The following is a 15,351-nucleotide window of genomic DNA, read 5'->3' on the forward strand; positions in this document are numbered from 1 at the left end:
AAGAAGGTTGCAGCGGACCTCCGAGAGTGCGGTCGGCACCCGGACTAGTCGTCGAGGAACTGGTCGGCGTTGGCTTCGGCCCAGTCGCGGAAGGTGGTCGCCGGGCGGCCGGTGATGTCCTGGACGCTGGTGATCGGGAGCGTATCGGTCGGTGGGCTGTAGCCGAGCAGGACGTTGTCGACATACCACTCGGTGTTGTCGCCCATGCTCGGCGCCAGGGCGGCAATGGTTTCGGCCCGATCGGATCGGCGGAAAGTGAGTTCGCGGCCGATGGCGGCGGCGATCTGGGCGAGCTGCTCGGCGCGGGTGAGGACTTCGGGTCCTGCCAGCGGGTAGGCACGCCCGAGGTGGTCGTCGTCGAGCAGAGCGGTAGCGGCTACCGCAGCGATATCGTCCATCGCGACGGGTGCGGTGGCCGTCTCGGGCCGCGGTTCGCGAACCGTACCCGTAGCGCGGATCTGCTGCGACCAGCTGACGCTGTTCTCCATGAAGTCGGCGGGCCACAGGTGCGTCCACGCCAGCCCACTGGCCTCGACGGCGTTGCTCACGGTCCCCCACCAGCTGTCGGGTTCCCCCGACAGGTCGACGACGTGGCGGACGCCTGCCGCTGCCGCGCGCGCGAGCACCTCGCCGACAACGTCGGGTGCCGGCGCGAGATAGATCCGGTCCACGCCGTCGAACACCCCGTCCAAGCTGTCCGGCTTACGCAGATTGCCGCGCACCGGCACCACCCCGGCGGGCAGCGCCGCCCGGTCCGGATTCACCGTCAACGCCCGGATATCGGAGACCCCCCGCGCGATCAGTTGGTCCACGACCTTGCGTCCGACACTGCCCGTTGCTCCTGTCACCAGGATCGTCATGACGTTCCTTCCGCTCGATTCCCTGAATCCTCATCCTGCCCAGAAAATCCGGATCCGGCATATAGGAATTTCGACGGCATAGCGAAACCTACGGTGTGGCAATCTCATTCGGTGAATGCGTCCATTCGGTGATGTTTTTCCGGTATGACCGCTGGTGGGTTCACATCCGGTGGGGACAGTGTGAAGATGATCTCGGGCCGAGATCCGGTCCGGCAGAGGATGTTCCGCCGGAATCCGGCGGGCAGACTGGAGGGGCAAGATGAAGAAATTCTGCGCGGTCGCTGTCCTCGCGGTCGGGGCCGTCGGCCTCACCGCCACCACCAACGCTCACGCCGCACCGACGGCGGCCCCGGTCGTTCAGGGCACCGAAAACGGGGTGGCGTTCACCGCGGGCCCCTCGGCTGACGGGGCAGGGCTCACCACCTCGGTGGTCGACGGCACCTTCACCCTCACGGGCGGCACCGTGACCCTCACCGATCGCGAGGGCCGTGCGGTCGCGTCCATTCCGACCCGAATCGCCTCGACCGCGGGCACCTTCGACCTGGCAGCGGCGATCGCGGCCGACGGCCGCTCGCTCACCCTGACTCCGGTGGGCGCACCGGCCGCCGTCACGGCCCATACGGCCGAGTTCGTCGACGAGGCCGCCGAGACCCAGGCCCGTAAGCAGCACAATGCGGGGATCGGCGCACTCATCGGCGCCGGAATCGGTGCTGTTCTGGGCTTCTTCCTCGGCGGTGTCGGTGCGCTGGTGACCATCCCGATCGGTGCGGGCATCGGCGCGCTGATCGGCTACTCGACGCCGTAGCGAGGCGGTGGTGGCCGGCCGTCGGGCCGGCCACCACGCTCAGCGGCGCAGTTCCTGCGCCTTCGACTTCACTCCCTGCACGAGCAGCCGCCACGCGCCTGGGTCACCTTGCAGCACAGCCCGCCCCAGGTCCTTGACCTGGTCGGCGGTCGCGTGCGGCGGCAGGGGCGGCACCTCGGGATCGCAGCGGATGTCGAGCAGCACCGGGCGATCCGCCGCCAGCGCACGGTCCCAGGCCGGGCCGATGTCCTCGGACCTGTCCACGCTGATGCCGACCATGCCCGCGCAGCGAGCGATATCGGCGTAGGAGACATCCGGAAGTGTTTGCGATTCCTCGAATTTCGGCGCACCACCCATGGCGCGCAGTTCCCAGGTGACCATATTGAGGTCGTTGTTGTGGAACACGCACACGATCAGCCGCTGATCAGGCCACAGGTCCTGGTAGCGCTGGATGGTGAGCAGTTCGTTCAGCCCGTTCATCTGCATGGCACCGTCACCGACGATGGCGATCACCGGCCGGTCCGGGTGCGCGAATTTGGCACCGATCGCGTACGGCACGCCCGCGCCCATGCTCGCCAGCGTGCCCGACAGCGAGCCCCGCATGGTGCCGCGCATGCGAAGGCAACGGGCGTACCAGGTGGTGGAGGAACCCGAGTCGGCGGTGACGATCGCGTCGTCGGGGATGCGCTGCGAGAGTTCCCACACGATGCGCATGGGATTGGCCGGTTCGGCATCGAGCATGGACTGGTTCTCCACGGTCTGCCACCACCGCGCCACATTCGCTTCTATCGTCTCACGCCAGGAGCGGTCGGCCTTGCGATGCAGCAAGGGAATGAGCTGGCGCAGTGTGGCTTTCGCGTCGCCCACCAAGTTCACCTCGGTCGGGTACCGCATGCCGATCAGGGCGCCGTCGAGGTCGATCTGCACCGCGCGGGCCTGATCGTATTCGGGCAGGAACTGGCTGTAGGGGAAGTTGGAGCCGACGATGAGCAGGGTGTCGCAGTCGCGCATCATCTCGTAGCTGGGGCGGGTGCCGAGCAAGCCGATCGAGCCGGTGACGAACGGCAATTCGTCGCTGAGTACGTCTTTGCCGAGCAGTGCTTTGGCGATGCCCGCACCGGTCAGTTCCGCGATCTCGACTACCTCGTCCGCCGCGTCGCGCGCACCCTGCCCGATCAGCATGGCCACCTTGGTGCCCGCATCGAGCACGGCCGCCGCCCGTTCCAGCTCGGATCGCACCGGTACCGAGGTGGTCAGCGGTGCGCTCGGCGGGCTGGACGGCACCTCCTTGAAGGCATGCGCGGGTGGCTCGTAGGGTTCCTCCTGCAGATCGGCCGGAATGATGACCGCTGTCGGCGCGCGCCGGGCGAGGGCAGTGCGAAATGCTCGATCCAAGGCGTTGGGCAGCTGGTCGGCCACATTGACCTCGACCAGATATTCGGACGCCACGTCCTTGAACAGCGCCTGCAGATCCACTTCCTGCTGATAGTTGCCCCCCATGGCGCTGCGCGCGGTCTGCCCGACGATCGCCACCACCGGCACGTGGTCGAGCTTGGCGTCGTAGAGGCCGTTGAGCAGATGGATGGCGCCGGGGCCCGACGTCGCCGCGCACACGCCGACCCGGCCGCTGAACTTGGCATAACCAACAGCCTGGAACGCCGACATCTCCTCGTGCCTGCTCTGCACGAAACGCGGTGTGTTGTCGGCCCGTCCGAAGGCGGCGATCAGACCGTTGATGCCGTCGCCGGGGTATCCGAAGACCTGTTCGACGCCCCATTCCCGCAACCGGCGCAGCAAGTAATCGCCTACCTGTTCCGACATGGTTCTCCTGTTCTCGTCAGTCGGGCCATGTTCCGGTGAGCGACTTGTAGCCCGTGGCGCCCGCCCGGTCGACAGCGGCTTTCACGAGGCCGAAGATGGCGCCCTGGAGAGCGGCGGCCAGCAGCACCTCCCGCCAGGTCGCGTTGCGGGTGGTCGAGGTCGGCGGGTCGCCACCGTCGGCCACCGCGCCCCAGACTCGATTGAACACCGCGCTCGCGGCGATCCCGCCGAGCACGCCGACGACCATGCCGAGTGGTTTGTACAGCGTCTTCATGCGCGCCGCCGCCGGGCGAGGAACCAGACCAGCAGGGCTGCGAACACCGCGGCCGCCGCGACCGGAACCTGGGGTTTGCGGGCGGCCAGGTCCGCCGCCTGCCTGCCTCGGTCGACCACGGGGTCGGGCACCGAGGACTCGACCTTGCCGACCACCTGTCCGGCCTTGTCCCGTGCCTTGTCGGCGGTGTAGAGCGCCTGGTACTTGGCGTCGGTGACGCGGTGCTTGGCCGCTTCGGTGGTCTCGTGGACCTTGTCCTTGGTCCGGGCGGGGACGTCGAATTTGTCGGTCAGCTCGGCGACGGTCTCGCCGAGTTCCCGGCGGGCCTGGTCACGGTCCCGGCGCAGTGCCTCCGGGTCGTCGGTCATCGTCTGCTCCCGTCCTTGATGGTGTCGATGTCGTCCTTGATGCCGTGCGCGGCTTCCCGCGGTACGGGCGGTGCGGCCGAGCTGACGTTCTTCTTCCCGACGAGCGCCAGGATCGCGCCGATCACGAGCAGGGCGGCGCCGACGATCAATGCGGCCGCCCATTCGGGCAGTACCAGCGCCAGCGCGAAGATCGCCGCGACGGTCAGCGCGATGCCGCCGTAGAACGCGACGAGTCCGCCCGCTCCGGCGATGCCCGCTCCGCGGGCGATTCCCTTTGTGCGGTCCTGCATTTCGACGCGTGCCAGCTGCAGTTCGTCGCGCACCAGGCGGGTGATCTGTTCGGTGGCGTCGTCGACGAGTTCGGTGACCGACCGGGTGTGCTGCGTGGGCGGGCCGGTCTGCGTGTGCGCCATCGCGTTACCTCCTGTCCGGGTTCTCCCGATCGTGGGCCGCTTACCCGGCACCCGGGCCGGTAAACAGTGGTTGTCGGACCCTGCTGACAGACTCTGCGCATGCGGTGGGCGGTGGCGGAGACGGGTGACGGTGGCGCTCGCCTGTGTCCGCTCGGCCCGGACGGGCGTCCGGCCGGTCCAGTTGTCACGGAGCCGTCGCTGGTCGAGGCGATCCGCGCGCGTCCGCACGTGGGGCGGTGGGTGTGGCGGTCGACCGCCGAGATCTACCGGCCGCTGCTCGCGGCGGGCGTGCGCGTGGAACGCTGCTACGACGTGCAGGCGGCCGAGGCATTGCTGATCGGGTACGAGCAGGGGCAATCCGGTCAGCCTCGGTCCTTGGCGGCGGCTTGGGCGCGGCTACGGAACCTGCCCGTCCCACCCGACGCGCCCGCGCGCAGCGCCGAGACGCAACCCTCGCTGTTCGATTCGGGTCCGGTGCCGTTGCCGCCCGGCACCGACGAGCTCACCGCGCTGGTCGAGGTGTACGCGGGGCAGCTCGCAAGGACCGAGCGGACCGAGCATCCTGATCGGATGCGGTTGCTGATCGCGGCCGAATCGGCGGGCATGCTGGTGGCCACCGAGATGTCGCGCGCGGGCATTCCCTGGCGGACCGACGTGCACCGCGAACTGCTCGACACCATGCTCGGTGAACGTTTCGCCGGCGGGGCGGAACCCCGGCGGATGGCAGAACTCGCCGACGAGGTGTCACGCGCCTTCGGGACCCGTGTGCGGCCCGATCTTCCCCAGGACATCATCCGGGCGTTCGCGCGGGCGGGCGTCGCGCTGTCCTCCACGCGGAAGTGGGAATTGCAGCGCGTCGACCATCCGGCCGTCGCGCCGCTGTTGGCGTACAAGACGCTATACCGCCTGCACACCGCACACGGCTGGGCCTGGCTCGAGCAATGGGTGCACGGTGGCCGATTCCGGCCCGAATATCTGCCGGGTGGAACGGTGTCGGGCCGATGGACGACCAATGGTGGTGGCGCCCTGCAGATTCCGAAGGTGATCCGGCAGGCGATCCGCGCCGATCCCGGTTGGTGTCTGGTCGTGGCCGATGCCGACCAGATGGAGCCGCGGGTGCTGGCCGCCATCTCCCGTGATCGCGGTCTGATGGAGGTGGCCGGTCGCGGCGAGGATTTGTATGCGGATCTGGCGGCTCGTGGTTTCGGTGGCGACCGGGCCCAGGCCAAGCTCGCGCTGCTCGGCGCCATCTACGGCCAGACCTCCGGCGACGCGCTCACCCATCTCGCCGGTCTGCGGCGCCGGTATCCGGCCGCGGTGGCTTATGTGGACGACGCGGCCTACGCCGGGGAGGAGGGCCGGCTGGTACGTACGTGGTTGGGCCGGACCTGCCCGCCGGTGTCGGCTACTCCCGACGAGATCGATGCGCCCCCTGCCGAGCGCAGCGGTTCGGCGGCGCGCGCCAGGGGCCGCTTCACCCGGAATTTCGTGGTGCAGGGCAGCGCGGCCGACTGGGCCCTGCTTGTGCTTGCCGCGTTACGGCAGGCGATCGCGCCGATGCGCGCCGAGCTGGTGTTCTTCCAGCACGACGAGGTGATCGTGCACTGCCCGGCCGAGGAGGCGCCGGTGGTTGCCGAAGCGATCGCGGCGGCGGCCGACCTGGCGGGCAGGCTCACGTTCGGGGAGACTCCGGTGCGGTTCCCCTTCACCACGGCAGTGGTGCAGTGCTACGGCGATGCCAAATAGTCAGGTCATTGGCTCGGTTCGGGCAGTTGGCATTCGCCGACCTTGGGGTTCATGCCGAGATAGTTCAGCGGACCCGCCGCCACGGTGAGCGCGATGGTCCCCCAGTCGCCGCAGTTGGTCGGGGTGTCGGTGAAGTAGTCCCGCTGGAACGCCGCGACCAGCCCGGCCAGCAGCCAGGCGAGTAGCAGCAGCGAGAACAGTGACTTGACGGTCTGATGAGGTGGTCGGGCCTGGATTTCTCGTACTTCGCGTACTTCTCGATCACGTCGGTTACGTCGTCCGCGCATCGTCATCGCATCCTTCCCACTCAGGGGTACCACGCGGATACCCGGTGTGATCAGCGCCAACCCTGCACGTCACACCGATCGCAGGCGTGGCGGAAGAACTCGATCTGATCGGCGACGACGCGGGTGCGCAGCGCCGGTTCGGTGTAGAAGGTGAAGTGAGTACCAGGGTAGACGCGCAATCGGCCGTCGGGTGCTCGTTCTGCCAGCTCGCGGCTGGTGTCGAGGGGTGTCTCCCGGTCGTCGGCGGCGGCGCAGACGAGCAGCGGGCAGGTGAGGCGTGCGGCGGACTCAGCCGGGCGGTATCGCATCATCGACAGCAGGGCGCGTGGGGCGATGCTGTTGCGCCAGAGTGTTTCGCCGCCGCCGGTGAGGGCGGCGATGTGCCGCTCGGCGTCGGCGGAGGCGGTGACGGCGAGTTCGCCCGGTGCGCCGACCATGCGGATGTAGTAGGGCCGCATACGGAGTTTGCCGCGCACGGTGTCCCAGATGATGGCGGCGAGCAGTGCCAGGTTGTCGGCGGCCGAGCGGCCCTCGACCTTCTCGGGAAATCCGTTGAACGGGATCTGGGCGACAACCGCGGCGATGCGCGGGTCGGTGGCGGCGACGGTGATCGCGTGGGCGCCGCCGAGCGAGTTGCCCCACAGCAGGATGCGCTCGGGGTCGATGCGGTCGTGCGCGCGGGCGAAGGCGACCGCGGCGCGCAGATCGTCGAGTTGTCCGCCGATGTCGGGGACCTGCCGCGGCTCGCCCTCGCTCTCACCGAAGCTTCGGTAGTCGAAAACCAGTGTGGCCCAGCCTGCTTCGGCGAATTGCCGTGCGTGGTCGAACAGGCGGTCCATCGTCCCACTGAATCCGTGGCACAGGACGACACAGGGCAGCGATCTCCCGCCCTCGGGAAACTCCAGGTAGCCGACGCACCGGCTGTCGCCGGATGGGAAAGACACTCGGGTTCGCACAGGACTTGCTCCCACCTCACTAGACTGACTCCTGGTAAGCAATCGTAGCGTCCGAACTGACCCGAGGTAAGTTGTGCGATGACATCCGAGCGAATTCTTGCGGCCGCGCGTTCCCTGTTCGCCGCGCGCGGCTACCGGGCGACCTCGATGCAGGCCATCGCCGACGAGGTGGGCATCACCAAGGCCGCCCTCTACTACCACTTCGACTCCAAAGAGGCGATCCTGCACCAGCTCACCGTCCCCCTGCTGGACGAGCTGGAAGCGACCCTGGCCGAGTCGGAGGCCGGCACGGGTACCGAGGACGTGCGGTGGCGGACCATCGAGGGGTATGTCGATGTGCATCTGCGGCACCGGCAGACACTCACCATGCTCGTCAAAGACATGAGCCTGCTCGTCCAGGCGCCGATCGCCGACCGTTTCCGGGCGGCGATCGCGCTGGCCAACGACCTGGTCGCGGGGCCGGGAGCCGGACTGGAACAGCGCGTACGGGCGTGTCAGGTGGTGGCCGGGCTCGCCGATCCGGTGGTGCTGTTCCGCGACGCACCGATCGAACGGCTGCGCGCCCTGATCCTGGACGGGGCGCGGGCTCTGCTCGGCGAATCCGCCGTTCGACGGGCACGTGGACCGGCTCGGGGGCGCAACGGAGGACGCCCAGCGGCGCTCACGGCGGAGCAGGTCGAGCTGGCACGGGAACTCCGCCGCTCCGGAGTCGGCGCCGAGGAACTCGCCCACCGGTTCGCGGTATCCCGAGCAACCGTCTATCGGATTCTCAAAACCTGATATTCTGAGAATTGATTATGAGACACGCTATACCCCATCGCGTAGAAGGCGGAGTTCAGTGCGCAGGACCGCGCCCACGCGGCAGCCGAGGCCGGCGGCAGACCGGACTCGATCAAGGCGGCGGTGACATTGTCCACGGCCTCTGCGATCAGATCGCCGGCTGGGACAGCGGTGCTCGCGCGCGGAATGCGCGTCGTCCCATGCCGATTCAACGGCGACGACAGCGTTGGCCCGCGCACGGTCGTCGGCGCCGGAATCCATCGCCCCGAAAGGTCTCCGCGCACCCGGCGACGGATGCGGCGCGAACCGACGCCGCAGCCACGAAGGCGAGCTTCCCCACTCGCTAGGCTTGGGGCCGACCCGCGCCGTACCCGTGCGCGATCCGATTTGCGAGGAGCACCATGTGGCCGTCCGATTGGCCGTCGTCGGCTCGCACGATCGCGGCTACTGTCGCGGCATCCGTCGAGGCCGCGCGAACCCGGGAAGAATGCGCCTTCCGCGAACACATCGGTAATCTCGCAGACCTCCCGACCGACCAGGTGACCGTCGTCTTGTCTGCCGTGATTCGCGAACTTCTCGAGGCAGCCCATCCCGACGGTCTCGCCGCCGATGACATCCGCTCCGTCTTGACCGACGTGATCCGCCAGTCGATCCCCTGGCTTCCCGGCCTCGACCCCACCACCGTCGCCACCGCCCTCACCGGTGCCCTCGGGATCGACGAACATCCCGACCACCCACCGGCCGACCCTCACCCCGCCGCCGTCCTCCTGATCTCCCACCTCGCCGAAGCAACGCGCGTCCCCACGCGCGACAGCATCATCCGTGCCATCGGCGAGATCGCCCGGGCGGAAACCGTCGAAATGCCCTGAGACTCGGAAGCTCGGAGGAGCAGCAGGAAACGCACCGGGACCGCGTGGCTGGCCCCGGTGCGTTGCGAATCAGAGGTTGACGCCGAAATCGCGGGCGATGCCCTCGAGGCCGGAGGCGTAGCCCTGGCCGATGGCACGGAATTTCCATTCGGCGCCGTTGCGGTACAGCTCACCGAAGACCATGGCGGTTTCGGTCGAGGCGTCCTCGGACAGGTCGTAGCGGGCCAGTTCCTCGCCGTTGGCCTGGTCGACCACGCGGATGTAGGCGTTGCGGACCTGGCCGAAGGACTGGTTGCGGGTGAGGCCGTCGTAGATCGAGACCGGGAAGACGATGCTCTCGATGGTCGGCGGGGTGTTGGCCAGGTCGACGTTGACGACCTCGTCATCGCCCTCGCCCTCACCGGTGCGGTTGTCACCGATGTGCTCGATCGCGCCCTCGGGGGACTTCAGGTTGTTGAAGAACACGAAGTGCTTGTCGGACACGACCTTCTTGTCGGCGCCGAGCGCGATGGCGCTGGCGTCGAGGTCGAAGTCCGTGCCGGTGGTGGTCCGCAGATCCCAGCCGAGACCGACCGCCACGGCGGTGAGGTTCGGCGCCGCCTTGGTCAGCGAGACGTTGCCACCCTTGGACAAACTGACACCCATACCGATTACTCCCATCGATCAACGCGGCACAGAGGGCGCCGACGATTCGCACACTAGCACTGCGAGGCGACGCGGCGACGGCTCGCCGGGAACCCGAAAAAGTCTGGTATACAGCCGGATTCCGCTACCGGATCAGGCCTGATCGACCCGTTCGTGCGCGGTCAGCAGCAGGTGGTCGAAGCGGGTCCGGCAACCCGGCACCTGGGGCTCGAGGCCGCGGACGTCCTCGACCAGCTGGGCGGCGAGGTCGCGGAGTTTGGTATTCGTCTCCTGGGAGCGCCAGCGCAGCACTTTGAACGCCTGGTCGGGGCCGACGCCGTACATGAGGACGAGCACCCCCTTGGCCTGTTCGATGGCGGCGCGCGCCTCGATCAGTTCGGGCAGGGTCTCGTCGAGGGTCTCCTTGCGTTCCTCTTCCAGACGGTGGGTGACGTCGATGTAGTAGCCGGTGGTGCCGATCACCGTGCCGTCGTCGTCGGTGAGATGGTCGCCGACGATGATCACCTCGTGCTCCGCGCCTCGGGTGTCGATGATGCGGTGCCTGCCGCAGACCGGTTCACCCGCGTCGATGGCGCAGGTGATCGCGGTGCCGAGATCCTGCTGGTCGTCGGGATGCTTGTGGGACAGCAGCAGCTCGGTGGTCGGCTCGACCTCACCGGGGCCGTAGCCGTAGATCTCGGCGAGCTCGTCGGACCATACCCAGCGCCCGTCGGCGAACCAGAACTGGAACGAACCGATGCCCGAGCAGGCCTCGGCGCCGATCACCTGGCTGATCGCGGTGACCGCGTCCGGTACTGATTCTTCACTCAACGTCACCTGCGAAGTATCCCCTATCGCACCCGGTCAGGGAGCTATCGGGCTCGAATCCGCAAGTTGGATACCTATACCCCCTAGGGGTTTACTTTCCGGTCGCGGAGTCGTACCTTCAGAGCATGATCACCTCGCTGTTCGCCAACCGCGACTATCTCCGGCTCTTCACCGCCCAGATGACGGCGCTGTTCGGCACCGGGTTGACCACGGTCGCACTCGGTCTGCTCGCCTACGAACTGGCGGGCGCCGAGGCAGGCGCCGTGCTCGGCACCGCGCTCACCATCAAAATGCTCGTGTACGTGACCGTCGCCCCGATCGTCGCCGCTTATGCCGATCGGTTCCCACGCAGGCTCTTCCTCGTCTCGCTCAATGCGGTGCGCGGTGCCGTGGTGCTCGCGTTGCCGTTCATCGACCAGATCTGGCACATCTACGTACTCATCGCCGTGCTGCAGACCGCCTCGGCGGCCTTCACTCCCACATATCAGGCGGTGATCCCCGACATCCTGCCCGACGAACGCGACTACACCCGGGCGCTGTCGGCGGCCCAGCTGGCCGCGACCATGGAGACGCTGCTCAGCCCCATGCTCGCGGCGGCGGCACTCACCCTGATCAGCTTCCACTGGCTGTTCGTCGGCACCGCCGTCGGCTTCGTGGTCTCGGCCGTCCTCGTGGTCGCCACCAGGATCCCCGACGCGGGGGCGAGCACCGGTGGCAGTTTCGCGCAGCGGATCGCGGTGGGAATGCGGATATTCGCCGCGACGCCCCGGCTACGTGGGCTGCTCGGGTTGAACCTGGTGGTCGCGGCGGCCGGGTCGGTCATCATGGTCAACACCGTCAACTATGTGCGCGACACGCTCGGCGGTTCGCAGACCGGTGTCGCGATCCTGCTGGCCGCCAACGGTTTCGGCACCATGGTGGTGGCGTTGTCGTTGCCGCGGGTGCTCGATCGGGTCGGTCCGCGGCCGGTGATGCTGAGCGGTGCGGCCACCCTGATGACCGGCCTCGGTGCGGCCGTCGCGCTGTCGAACGCCGCGGCGGGACAGTGGCGCTGGATCGCGGCAGGCGCCGTGTGGGCCGTGATCGGGGCGGGCACTGCCGCCGTCCTGACCCCGACCGGGCAGATTCTGCGGCGGTCCTCGCAACCCGCCGACCGGGCCGCGTTGTTCGCCGCGCAGTTCTCGCTGTCGCACCTGGCGTGGTTGCTCACCTATCCGATCGCCGGATGGCTCACCACCGCAGCCGGTTTCACGACCACCTGGCTGGTGCTGCTCGGCCTGGCCGCCCTCGGTACCACGGTCGCGCTGCGGTCCTGGCCCCGCCGCGACCCGGCCGAGATCACCCACCTGCACGAGATCGGCACCATCGACCCCACACGCCTGGCCGACGCGGTACGCATCACCGACCGGCTCTACCAGCACACCCATCCCTACGTCATCGACGCAGCACATCGACGGTGGCCGCGCGACGCCGACGCCCTCGCCGCCTGAGACCCGCACACGGACCATCGCCACATCGCTGTCCGACGCTGCCCGGCTCGGGTTCGCTCGAACAGCGGTGTGGCGAAAGCTGTTGCCGCATAAGGTAGGGGTTCCGCGACGATCGGTGGTGCATGAATTCCTCGTTTCTTTCCACGGCTCTGCCGCCGGCGCTGGCCGTCATCATGTTCGGGCTCGGTCTGTCGCTGACCGGGGCCGACTTCACGCGGGTCGCCCGGGCGCCCAAGGCCGTCGCGGTGGCCCTGGTGTGTCAGGTGGTCGTGTTGCCCGCGGTGGCATTCGGGCTGGTGATGCTGTTCGACCTCGAGCCGTTGCTCGCGGTGGGGATGATGCTGCTCGCCGCCTCGCCGGGTGGGGCGACCGCGAATCTGTTCAGTCACCTGTTCCGTGGTGACGTGGCACTGAATGTGACGCTCACCGCGGTCAATTCCATGCTGTGTGTGGTGACCGTGCCGGTGGTCACCAATCTGGCCGTCCACCAATTCGCCGACAACGAGACCGGTCAGCTGGGGTTGCAGTTCGGCAAGACCGTGCAGGTGATCGCGATCGTGCTGATCCCGGTGCTGATCGGCATGCAGGTGCGGCGACGGGCGCCGGGGTTCGCGGCCCGGATGGACCTACCGGTACGCATCGCGTCGGTGCTGATCCTCGCGGTGATCGTGGCGGTCACGATGATCGCGGACCGGGCGGCGATCGGCGGCTACTTCCTCGATGTCGGCGCGATCACCATGGTGTTCTGTGTCATCAGCCTCGTTACCGGTTACCTGGTGCCCTTGGCGTTCGGGGTGAGCGCGCCGCAAGCGATCGCGTCGTCGATGGAGGTCGGTGTGCACAACAGCGCGATCGCCATCACGCTGGCGATCACCGTCCTCGACAGTGCGCGCATCGCGGTGCCCGCCGCCGTGTACGCCGTGCTGATGACGCCCCTGGCCACACTGTTCGGCGCGCTCATCAGCCGCCGGGCGGTGCACCGGGAACCCGCGCCGGTCACGGCGTAGTCAGCGCAGGTCGCGGGGCAGCACCACGGTGAACGTGGCGCCCCGACCGGGCGTGCTCTCGACGCCGACGTGCCCGCCGTGGGCCGCCACCAGTGCCGCGACGATCGACAATCCGAGACCTGAGCCCCCGCTGGAGCGTGTGCGCGAGTCGTCGGTGCGATAGAACCGTTCGAACACGCGCGACGCGGCCTCGGGCGGCAGACCGGGCCCCTCGTCGACGACATCGATGGCGACTTCGTCCTCACCGGGGCGCAGACGCACGGTGACCGGCGTTCCGGGCGGAGTATGCGTGAGTGCGTTGCCCAGCAGGTTCGCCATGACCTGCCGCAGTCTTGCCTCGTCCCCGATCACGACCATGGCTCCGTCACCGGCGACTTCCAGCTCGATCGCGCGGGTGACGGGCTGTCCGGCGTCGCGGGCGTGGGCGTCGCCCACCGCGTCGCGCGCCAGGGCGAGCAGGTCGACGGGGGTCCGCTCGAGGGGCCGGTTGGCGTCGAGATCGGCGAGCATCAGCAGGTCACCGACCAGGCCGCCCATCCGGATGGACTCGGCCTCGATCCGGCCGAAGAGGATTTCGGGGTCGGTGCGGTGCCCGTGCCGGTACAGCTCGGCGAATCCCCGGATGGTGGTGAGCGGGGTGCGCAATTCGTGGCTGGCGTCGGCGACGAACTCACGCATCCTCGCCTCGGAGCGACGCGCCGCCGCCTCCGAGGCCTCGGTCGCGGCGACACCGTCCTGGATCCGGGTGAGCATCACGTTCAGTGAGCGGGCGAGATGATCGACCTCGGTGTCGACACCGCGCACCGGAACACGGCGGTGCAGATCACCGTCGGCGATGGCGGCCGCTGTCTCCTCCACCGCACGCAACGGGCGAAGGCTCCACTGCACCACCAGATAGCCGACGACGCCGAGCAGCAGCAACGCGGCGACGCCCGCGACGACCTGCACCAGAAGCAGGCCCGTGATCGTCTGCCGGGTTTCCGACAGCGACAGCCCGACGGTGACCGAGCCGTGGCCGTTCGTGGTGGTCAGCACCCGCCAGCTGGTGTCGGGACCGCTGCGGGGTCCGACCGTGCGCGGGCCGCGCTCGTCACCAGTGACGTCGGGCAGTCCGGACGAGCCGTCGGTGGCGCCGGGCGACTCGAGATAGACCTCGCCGTCGGGCCCGGTGCGGATCTCGGCGAACCGGCGCGGCTGCTCCCCTTCCATCGGTACGACATCCGGTGCGTCGGCGGGTACCCAGCGGGTGTTGCCCGCCGAGTCGATGATCTGCTTCATCGCTCTCGGCTGCGCCCAGGTGCGCGCGGCATCGATGAGCTGTTCGTCGACCCGGTCGGTGAGCGAGTTCGACATCACCGAGGTGACCACCACCCCCACCGCGGTGAGCACCACCGTCGCGAGCGCGAGCAGCACGAGCACCAGCCCGACACGCAGCGGCACAGCGGCGAAACGCCGTGCGACCCGAGCCGAGACGCTCACCTGGGTTCCCGCAGCACGTATCCGACGCTGCGCAGCGTGTGGATGAGTTTGGGTTCGGTGGTGTCGATCTTGCGTCGCAGATACGACACATACGACTCGACGATGTTCGCGTCACCGCCGAAGTCGTAGTGCCACACGTGATCCAGGATCATCGGCTTGCTCAGCACCTTGCCCGCGTTGACCATGAAGTAGCGCAGGAGCGTGAATTCGGTCGGCGACAAGCTCACCGGCTCCCCCGCCTTCCACACTTCGTGACTCTCGTCGTCGAGCTCGATGTCGGCGACGCGCAACCGGGGAGTCCGTTGCGGAGCGACCGTGCCCGCACGGCGCAGGATCACCCGGATGCGGGCGATCACCTCCTCGAGACTGAACGGTTTGGTCACGTAGTCGTCGGCGCCGAGACCGAGACCGGTCAGTTTGGCCTCGGTCTGGTCGCGGGCGGTCAGGAACAGCACGGGTGCCTGGACGCCGTCGGCACGCAACCTGCGCAGCAGGGTGAAACCGTCCATGCCCGGCATCATCACGTCCACCACCAGGGCATCGGGACGGAAGCGGCGCGCGGTGTCGAGCGCGGCCGCACCGTCGGCGGCGGTCACCACCTCGAAGCCCTGGAATCGCAGGCTGGTGCTGAGCAGCTCGACGATCATCGGCTCGTCGTCGACGACGAGGATGCGGGCTTCGGGTGGTTCGGCGGTCATGGATTCAGCATGGCTGGCCCACCGCACACGGACCTGGAAGGAAACT

Annotated in this window: 17 protein-coding genes; 6 read left to right on the forward strand and 11 right to left on the reverse strand. The window is 68.4% G+C overall.

Annotated features, from left to right (window positions below; all coding sequences use genetic code 11):
* Positions 1–44 precede the first annotated feature (44 nt).
* Positions 45–860 carry an NAD(P)H-binding protein gene (locus AB0I35_RS14330; RefSeq protein ID WP_357396321.1) on the reverse strand — a complete coding sequence of 272 codons (816 nt, stop codon included), beginning with the start codon at positions 858–860 and terminating at the stop codon, positions 45–47.
* A gap of 259 nt (positions 861–1,119) precedes the next feature.
* Here AB0I35_RS14330 and AB0I35_RS14335 point away from each other — a divergent pair, with 259 nt between their 5' ends.
* Complete coding sequence (locus tag AB0I35_RS14335; protein WP_357396322.1) at positions 1,120–1,665, forward strand: hypothetical protein; 546 nt, start codon at positions 1,120–1,122, stop codon at positions 1,663–1,665.
* 39 nt (positions 1,666–1,704) lie between these two features.
* On the opposite strand, the gene AB0I35_RS14340 is transcribed toward AB0I35_RS14335, so the two are convergent.
* The 4 genes from AB0I35_RS14340 to AB0I35_RS14355 are packed head-to-tail and all read right to left on the reverse strand — an operon-like array spanning position 1,705 to position 4,541.
* A complete protein-coding gene (locus AB0I35_RS14340; RefSeq protein ID WP_357396323.1) occupies positions 1,705–3,486 on the reverse strand; it encodes a thiamine pyrophosphate-requiring protein in 1,782 nt (593 codons plus the stop codon).
* 16 nt (positions 3,487–3,502) lie between these two features.
* A complete protein-coding gene (locus AB0I35_RS14345) occupies positions 3,503–3,760 on the reverse strand; it encodes a DUF4235 domain-containing protein (RefSeq protein ID WP_067489661.1) in 258 nt (85 codons plus the stop codon).
* On the reverse strand, positions 3,757–4,128 hold the full coding sequence (locus AB0I35_RS14350) for a DUF3618 domain-containing protein (RefSeq protein WP_225279803.1): 372 nt from the start codon (positions 4,126–4,128) through the stop codon (positions 3,757–3,759). Before AB0I35_RS14350 ends, AB0I35_RS14345 begins: the two co-directional genes overlap by 4 nt.
* Positions 4,125–4,541, reverse strand: a complete 417-nt coding sequence (locus AB0I35_RS14355; protein WP_357396325.1) for a phage holin family protein — start codon at positions 4,539–4,541, stop codon at positions 4,125–4,127. The genes AB0I35_RS14350 and AB0I35_RS14355 overlap by 4 nt, the downstream gene beginning before the upstream one ends.
* Before the next feature lie 99 nt (positions 4,542–4,640).
* Here AB0I35_RS14355 and AB0I35_RS14360 point away from each other — a divergent pair, with 99 nt between their 5' ends.
* Positions 4,641–6,287 carry a bifunctional 3'-5' exonuclease/DNA polymerase gene (locus tag AB0I35_RS14360; RefSeq protein WP_357396326.1) on the forward strand — a complete coding sequence of 549 codons (1,647 nt, stop codon included), beginning with the start codon at positions 4,641–4,643 and terminating at the stop codon, positions 6,285–6,287.
* A 5-nt stretch (positions 6,288–6,292) separates the two neighbouring features.
* Here the strand turns inward: AB0I35_RS14360 and AB0I35_RS14365 are convergent, their stop codons facing one another.
* Together AB0I35_RS14365 and AB0I35_RS14370 are read right to left on the reverse strand one after the other, a co-directional pair.
* On the reverse strand, positions 6,293–6,487 hold the full coding sequence (locus AB0I35_RS14365) for a hypothetical protein (RefSeq protein ID WP_357396531.1): 195 nt from the start codon (positions 6,485–6,487) through the stop codon (positions 6,293–6,295).
* Positions 6,488–6,624: 137 nt separating this feature from the next.
* Positions 6,625–7,545 (reverse strand): alpha/beta fold hydrolase, encoded by a 921-nt coding sequence (locus tag AB0I35_RS14370; protein WP_357396327.1) that lies wholly within the window; start codon positions 7,543–7,545, stop codon positions 6,625–6,627.
* 63 nt (positions 7,546–7,608) lie between these two features.
* Here AB0I35_RS14370 and AB0I35_RS14375 point away from each other — a divergent pair, with 63 nt between their 5' ends.
* Together AB0I35_RS14375 and AB0I35_RS14380 are read left to right on the forward strand one after the other, a co-directional pair.
* Positions 7,609–8,310: a TetR family transcriptional regulator gene (locus AB0I35_RS14375; protein ID WP_357396329.1), complete on the forward strand. Its 702-nt coding sequence runs from the start codon at positions 7,609–7,611 to the stop codon at positions 8,308–8,310.
* 401 nt (positions 8,311–8,711) lie between these two features.
* Positions 8,712–9,179: a hypothetical protein gene (locus AB0I35_RS14380; protein WP_357396330.1), complete on the forward strand. Its 468-nt coding sequence runs from the start codon at positions 8,712–8,714 to the stop codon at positions 9,177–9,179.
* Positions 9,180–9,248: 69 nt separating this feature from the next.
* On the opposite strand, the gene AB0I35_RS14385 is transcribed toward AB0I35_RS14380, so the two are convergent.
* A complete protein-coding gene (locus AB0I35_RS14385) occupies positions 9,249–9,824 on the reverse strand; it encodes a TerD family protein (protein ID WP_067489596.1) in 576 nt (191 codons plus the stop codon).
* A 132-nt stretch (positions 9,825–9,956) separates the two neighbouring features.
* Positions 9,957–10,640: a PAS and ANTAR domain-containing protein gene (locus tag AB0I35_RS14390; protein WP_357396331.1), complete on the reverse strand. Its 684-nt coding sequence runs from the start codon at positions 10,638–10,640 to the stop codon at positions 9,957–9,959.
* A 116-nt stretch (positions 10,641–10,756) separates the two neighbouring features.
* Between AB0I35_RS14390 and AB0I35_RS14395 the strand changes: the two genes are divergently transcribed.
* Together AB0I35_RS14395 and AB0I35_RS14400 are read left to right on the forward strand one after the other, a co-directional pair.
* Positions 10,757–12,121: an MFS transporter gene (locus AB0I35_RS14395; RefSeq protein WP_357396333.1), complete on the forward strand. Its 1,365-nt coding sequence runs from the start codon at positions 10,757–10,759 to the stop codon at positions 12,119–12,121.
* A 122-nt stretch (positions 12,122–12,243) separates the two neighbouring features.
* Complete coding sequence (locus AB0I35_RS14400) at positions 12,244–13,128, forward strand: bile acid:sodium symporter family protein (protein ID WP_357396334.1); 885 nt, start codon at positions 12,244–12,246, stop codon at positions 13,126–13,128.
* Here AB0I35_RS14400 and AB0I35_RS14405 read toward each other — a convergent pair whose 3' ends face one another.
* The gene (locus AB0I35_RS14405; protein WP_357396335.1) at positions 13,129–14,607 is read right to left on the reverse strand and encodes a HAMP domain-containing sensor histidine kinase; all 1,479 of its coding nucleotides are present in this window, start codon (positions 14,605–14,607) and stop codon (positions 13,129–13,131) included.
* Positions 14,604–15,305, reverse strand: a complete 702-nt coding sequence (locus tag AB0I35_RS14410; RefSeq protein ID WP_357396336.1) for a response regulator transcription factor — start codon at positions 15,303–15,305, stop codon at positions 14,604–14,606. The genes AB0I35_RS14405 and AB0I35_RS14410 overlap by 4 nt, the downstream gene beginning before the upstream one ends.
* Between the last annotated feature and the right edge of the window lie 46 nt (positions 15,306–15,351).

It is taken from the genome of Nocardia sp. NPDC050378 (assembly GCF_040655675.1).
GTDB classification, from domain to species: domain Bacteria; phylum Actinomycetota; class Actinomycetes; order Mycobacteriales; family Mycobacteriaceae; genus Nocardia; species Nocardia coubleae.

Bases quoted from the DNA above. Each gene is read 5' to 3' on its own strand.
- AB0I35_RS14395 (WP_357396333.1), top strand. From the start codon at position 10,757: ATGATCACCTCGCTGTTCGCCAACCGCGACTATCTCCGGCTCTTCACC.
- AB0I35_RS14340 (WP_357396323.1), bottom strand. From the start codon at position 3,486: ATGTCGGAACAGGTAGGCGATTACTTGCTGCGCCGGTTGCGGGAATGG.
- AB0I35_RS14330 (WP_357396321.1), bottom strand. From the start codon at position 860: ATGACGATCCTGGTGACAGGAGCAACGGGCAGTGTCGGACGCAAGGTC.
- AB0I35_RS14385 (WP_067489596.1), bottom strand. From the start codon at position 9,824: ATGGGTGTCAGTTTGTCCAAGGGTGGCAACGTCTCGCTGACCAAGGCG.
- AB0I35_RS14375 (WP_357396329.1), top strand. From the start codon at position 7,609: ATGACATCCGAGCGAATTCTTGCGGCCGCGCGTTCCCTGTTCGCCGCG.
- AB0I35_RS14355 (WP_357396325.1), bottom strand. From the start codon at position 4,541: ATGGCGCACACGCAGACCGGCCCGCCCACGCAGCACACCCGGTCGGTC.
- AB0I35_RS14345 (WP_067489661.1), bottom strand. From the start codon at position 3,760: ATGAAGACGCTGTACAAACCACTCGGCATGGTCGTCGGCGTGCTCGGC.
- AB0I35_RS14410 (WP_357396336.1), bottom strand. From the start codon at position 15,305: ATGACCGCCGAACCACCCGAAGCCCGCATCCTCGTCGTCGACGACGAG.
- AB0I35_RS14380 (WP_357396330.1), top strand. From the start codon at position 8,712: ATGTGGCCGTCCGATTGGCCGTCGTCGGCTCGCACGATCGCGGCTACT.
- AB0I35_RS14360 (WP_357396326.1), top strand. From the start codon at position 4,641: ATGCGGTGGGCGGTGGCGGAGACGGGTGACGGTGGCGCTCGCCTGTGT.
- AB0I35_RS14400 (WP_357396334.1), top strand. From the start codon at position 12,244: ATGAATTCCTCGTTTCTTTCCACGGCTCTGCCGCCGGCGCTGGCCGTC.
- AB0I35_RS14335 (WP_357396322.1), top strand. From the start codon at position 1,120: ATGAAGAAATTCTGCGCGGTCGCTGTCCTCGCGGTCGGGGCCGTCGGC.
- AB0I35_RS14350 (WP_225279803.1), bottom strand. From the start codon at position 4,128: ATGACCGACGACCCGGAGGCACTGCGCCGGGACCGTGACCAGGCCCGC.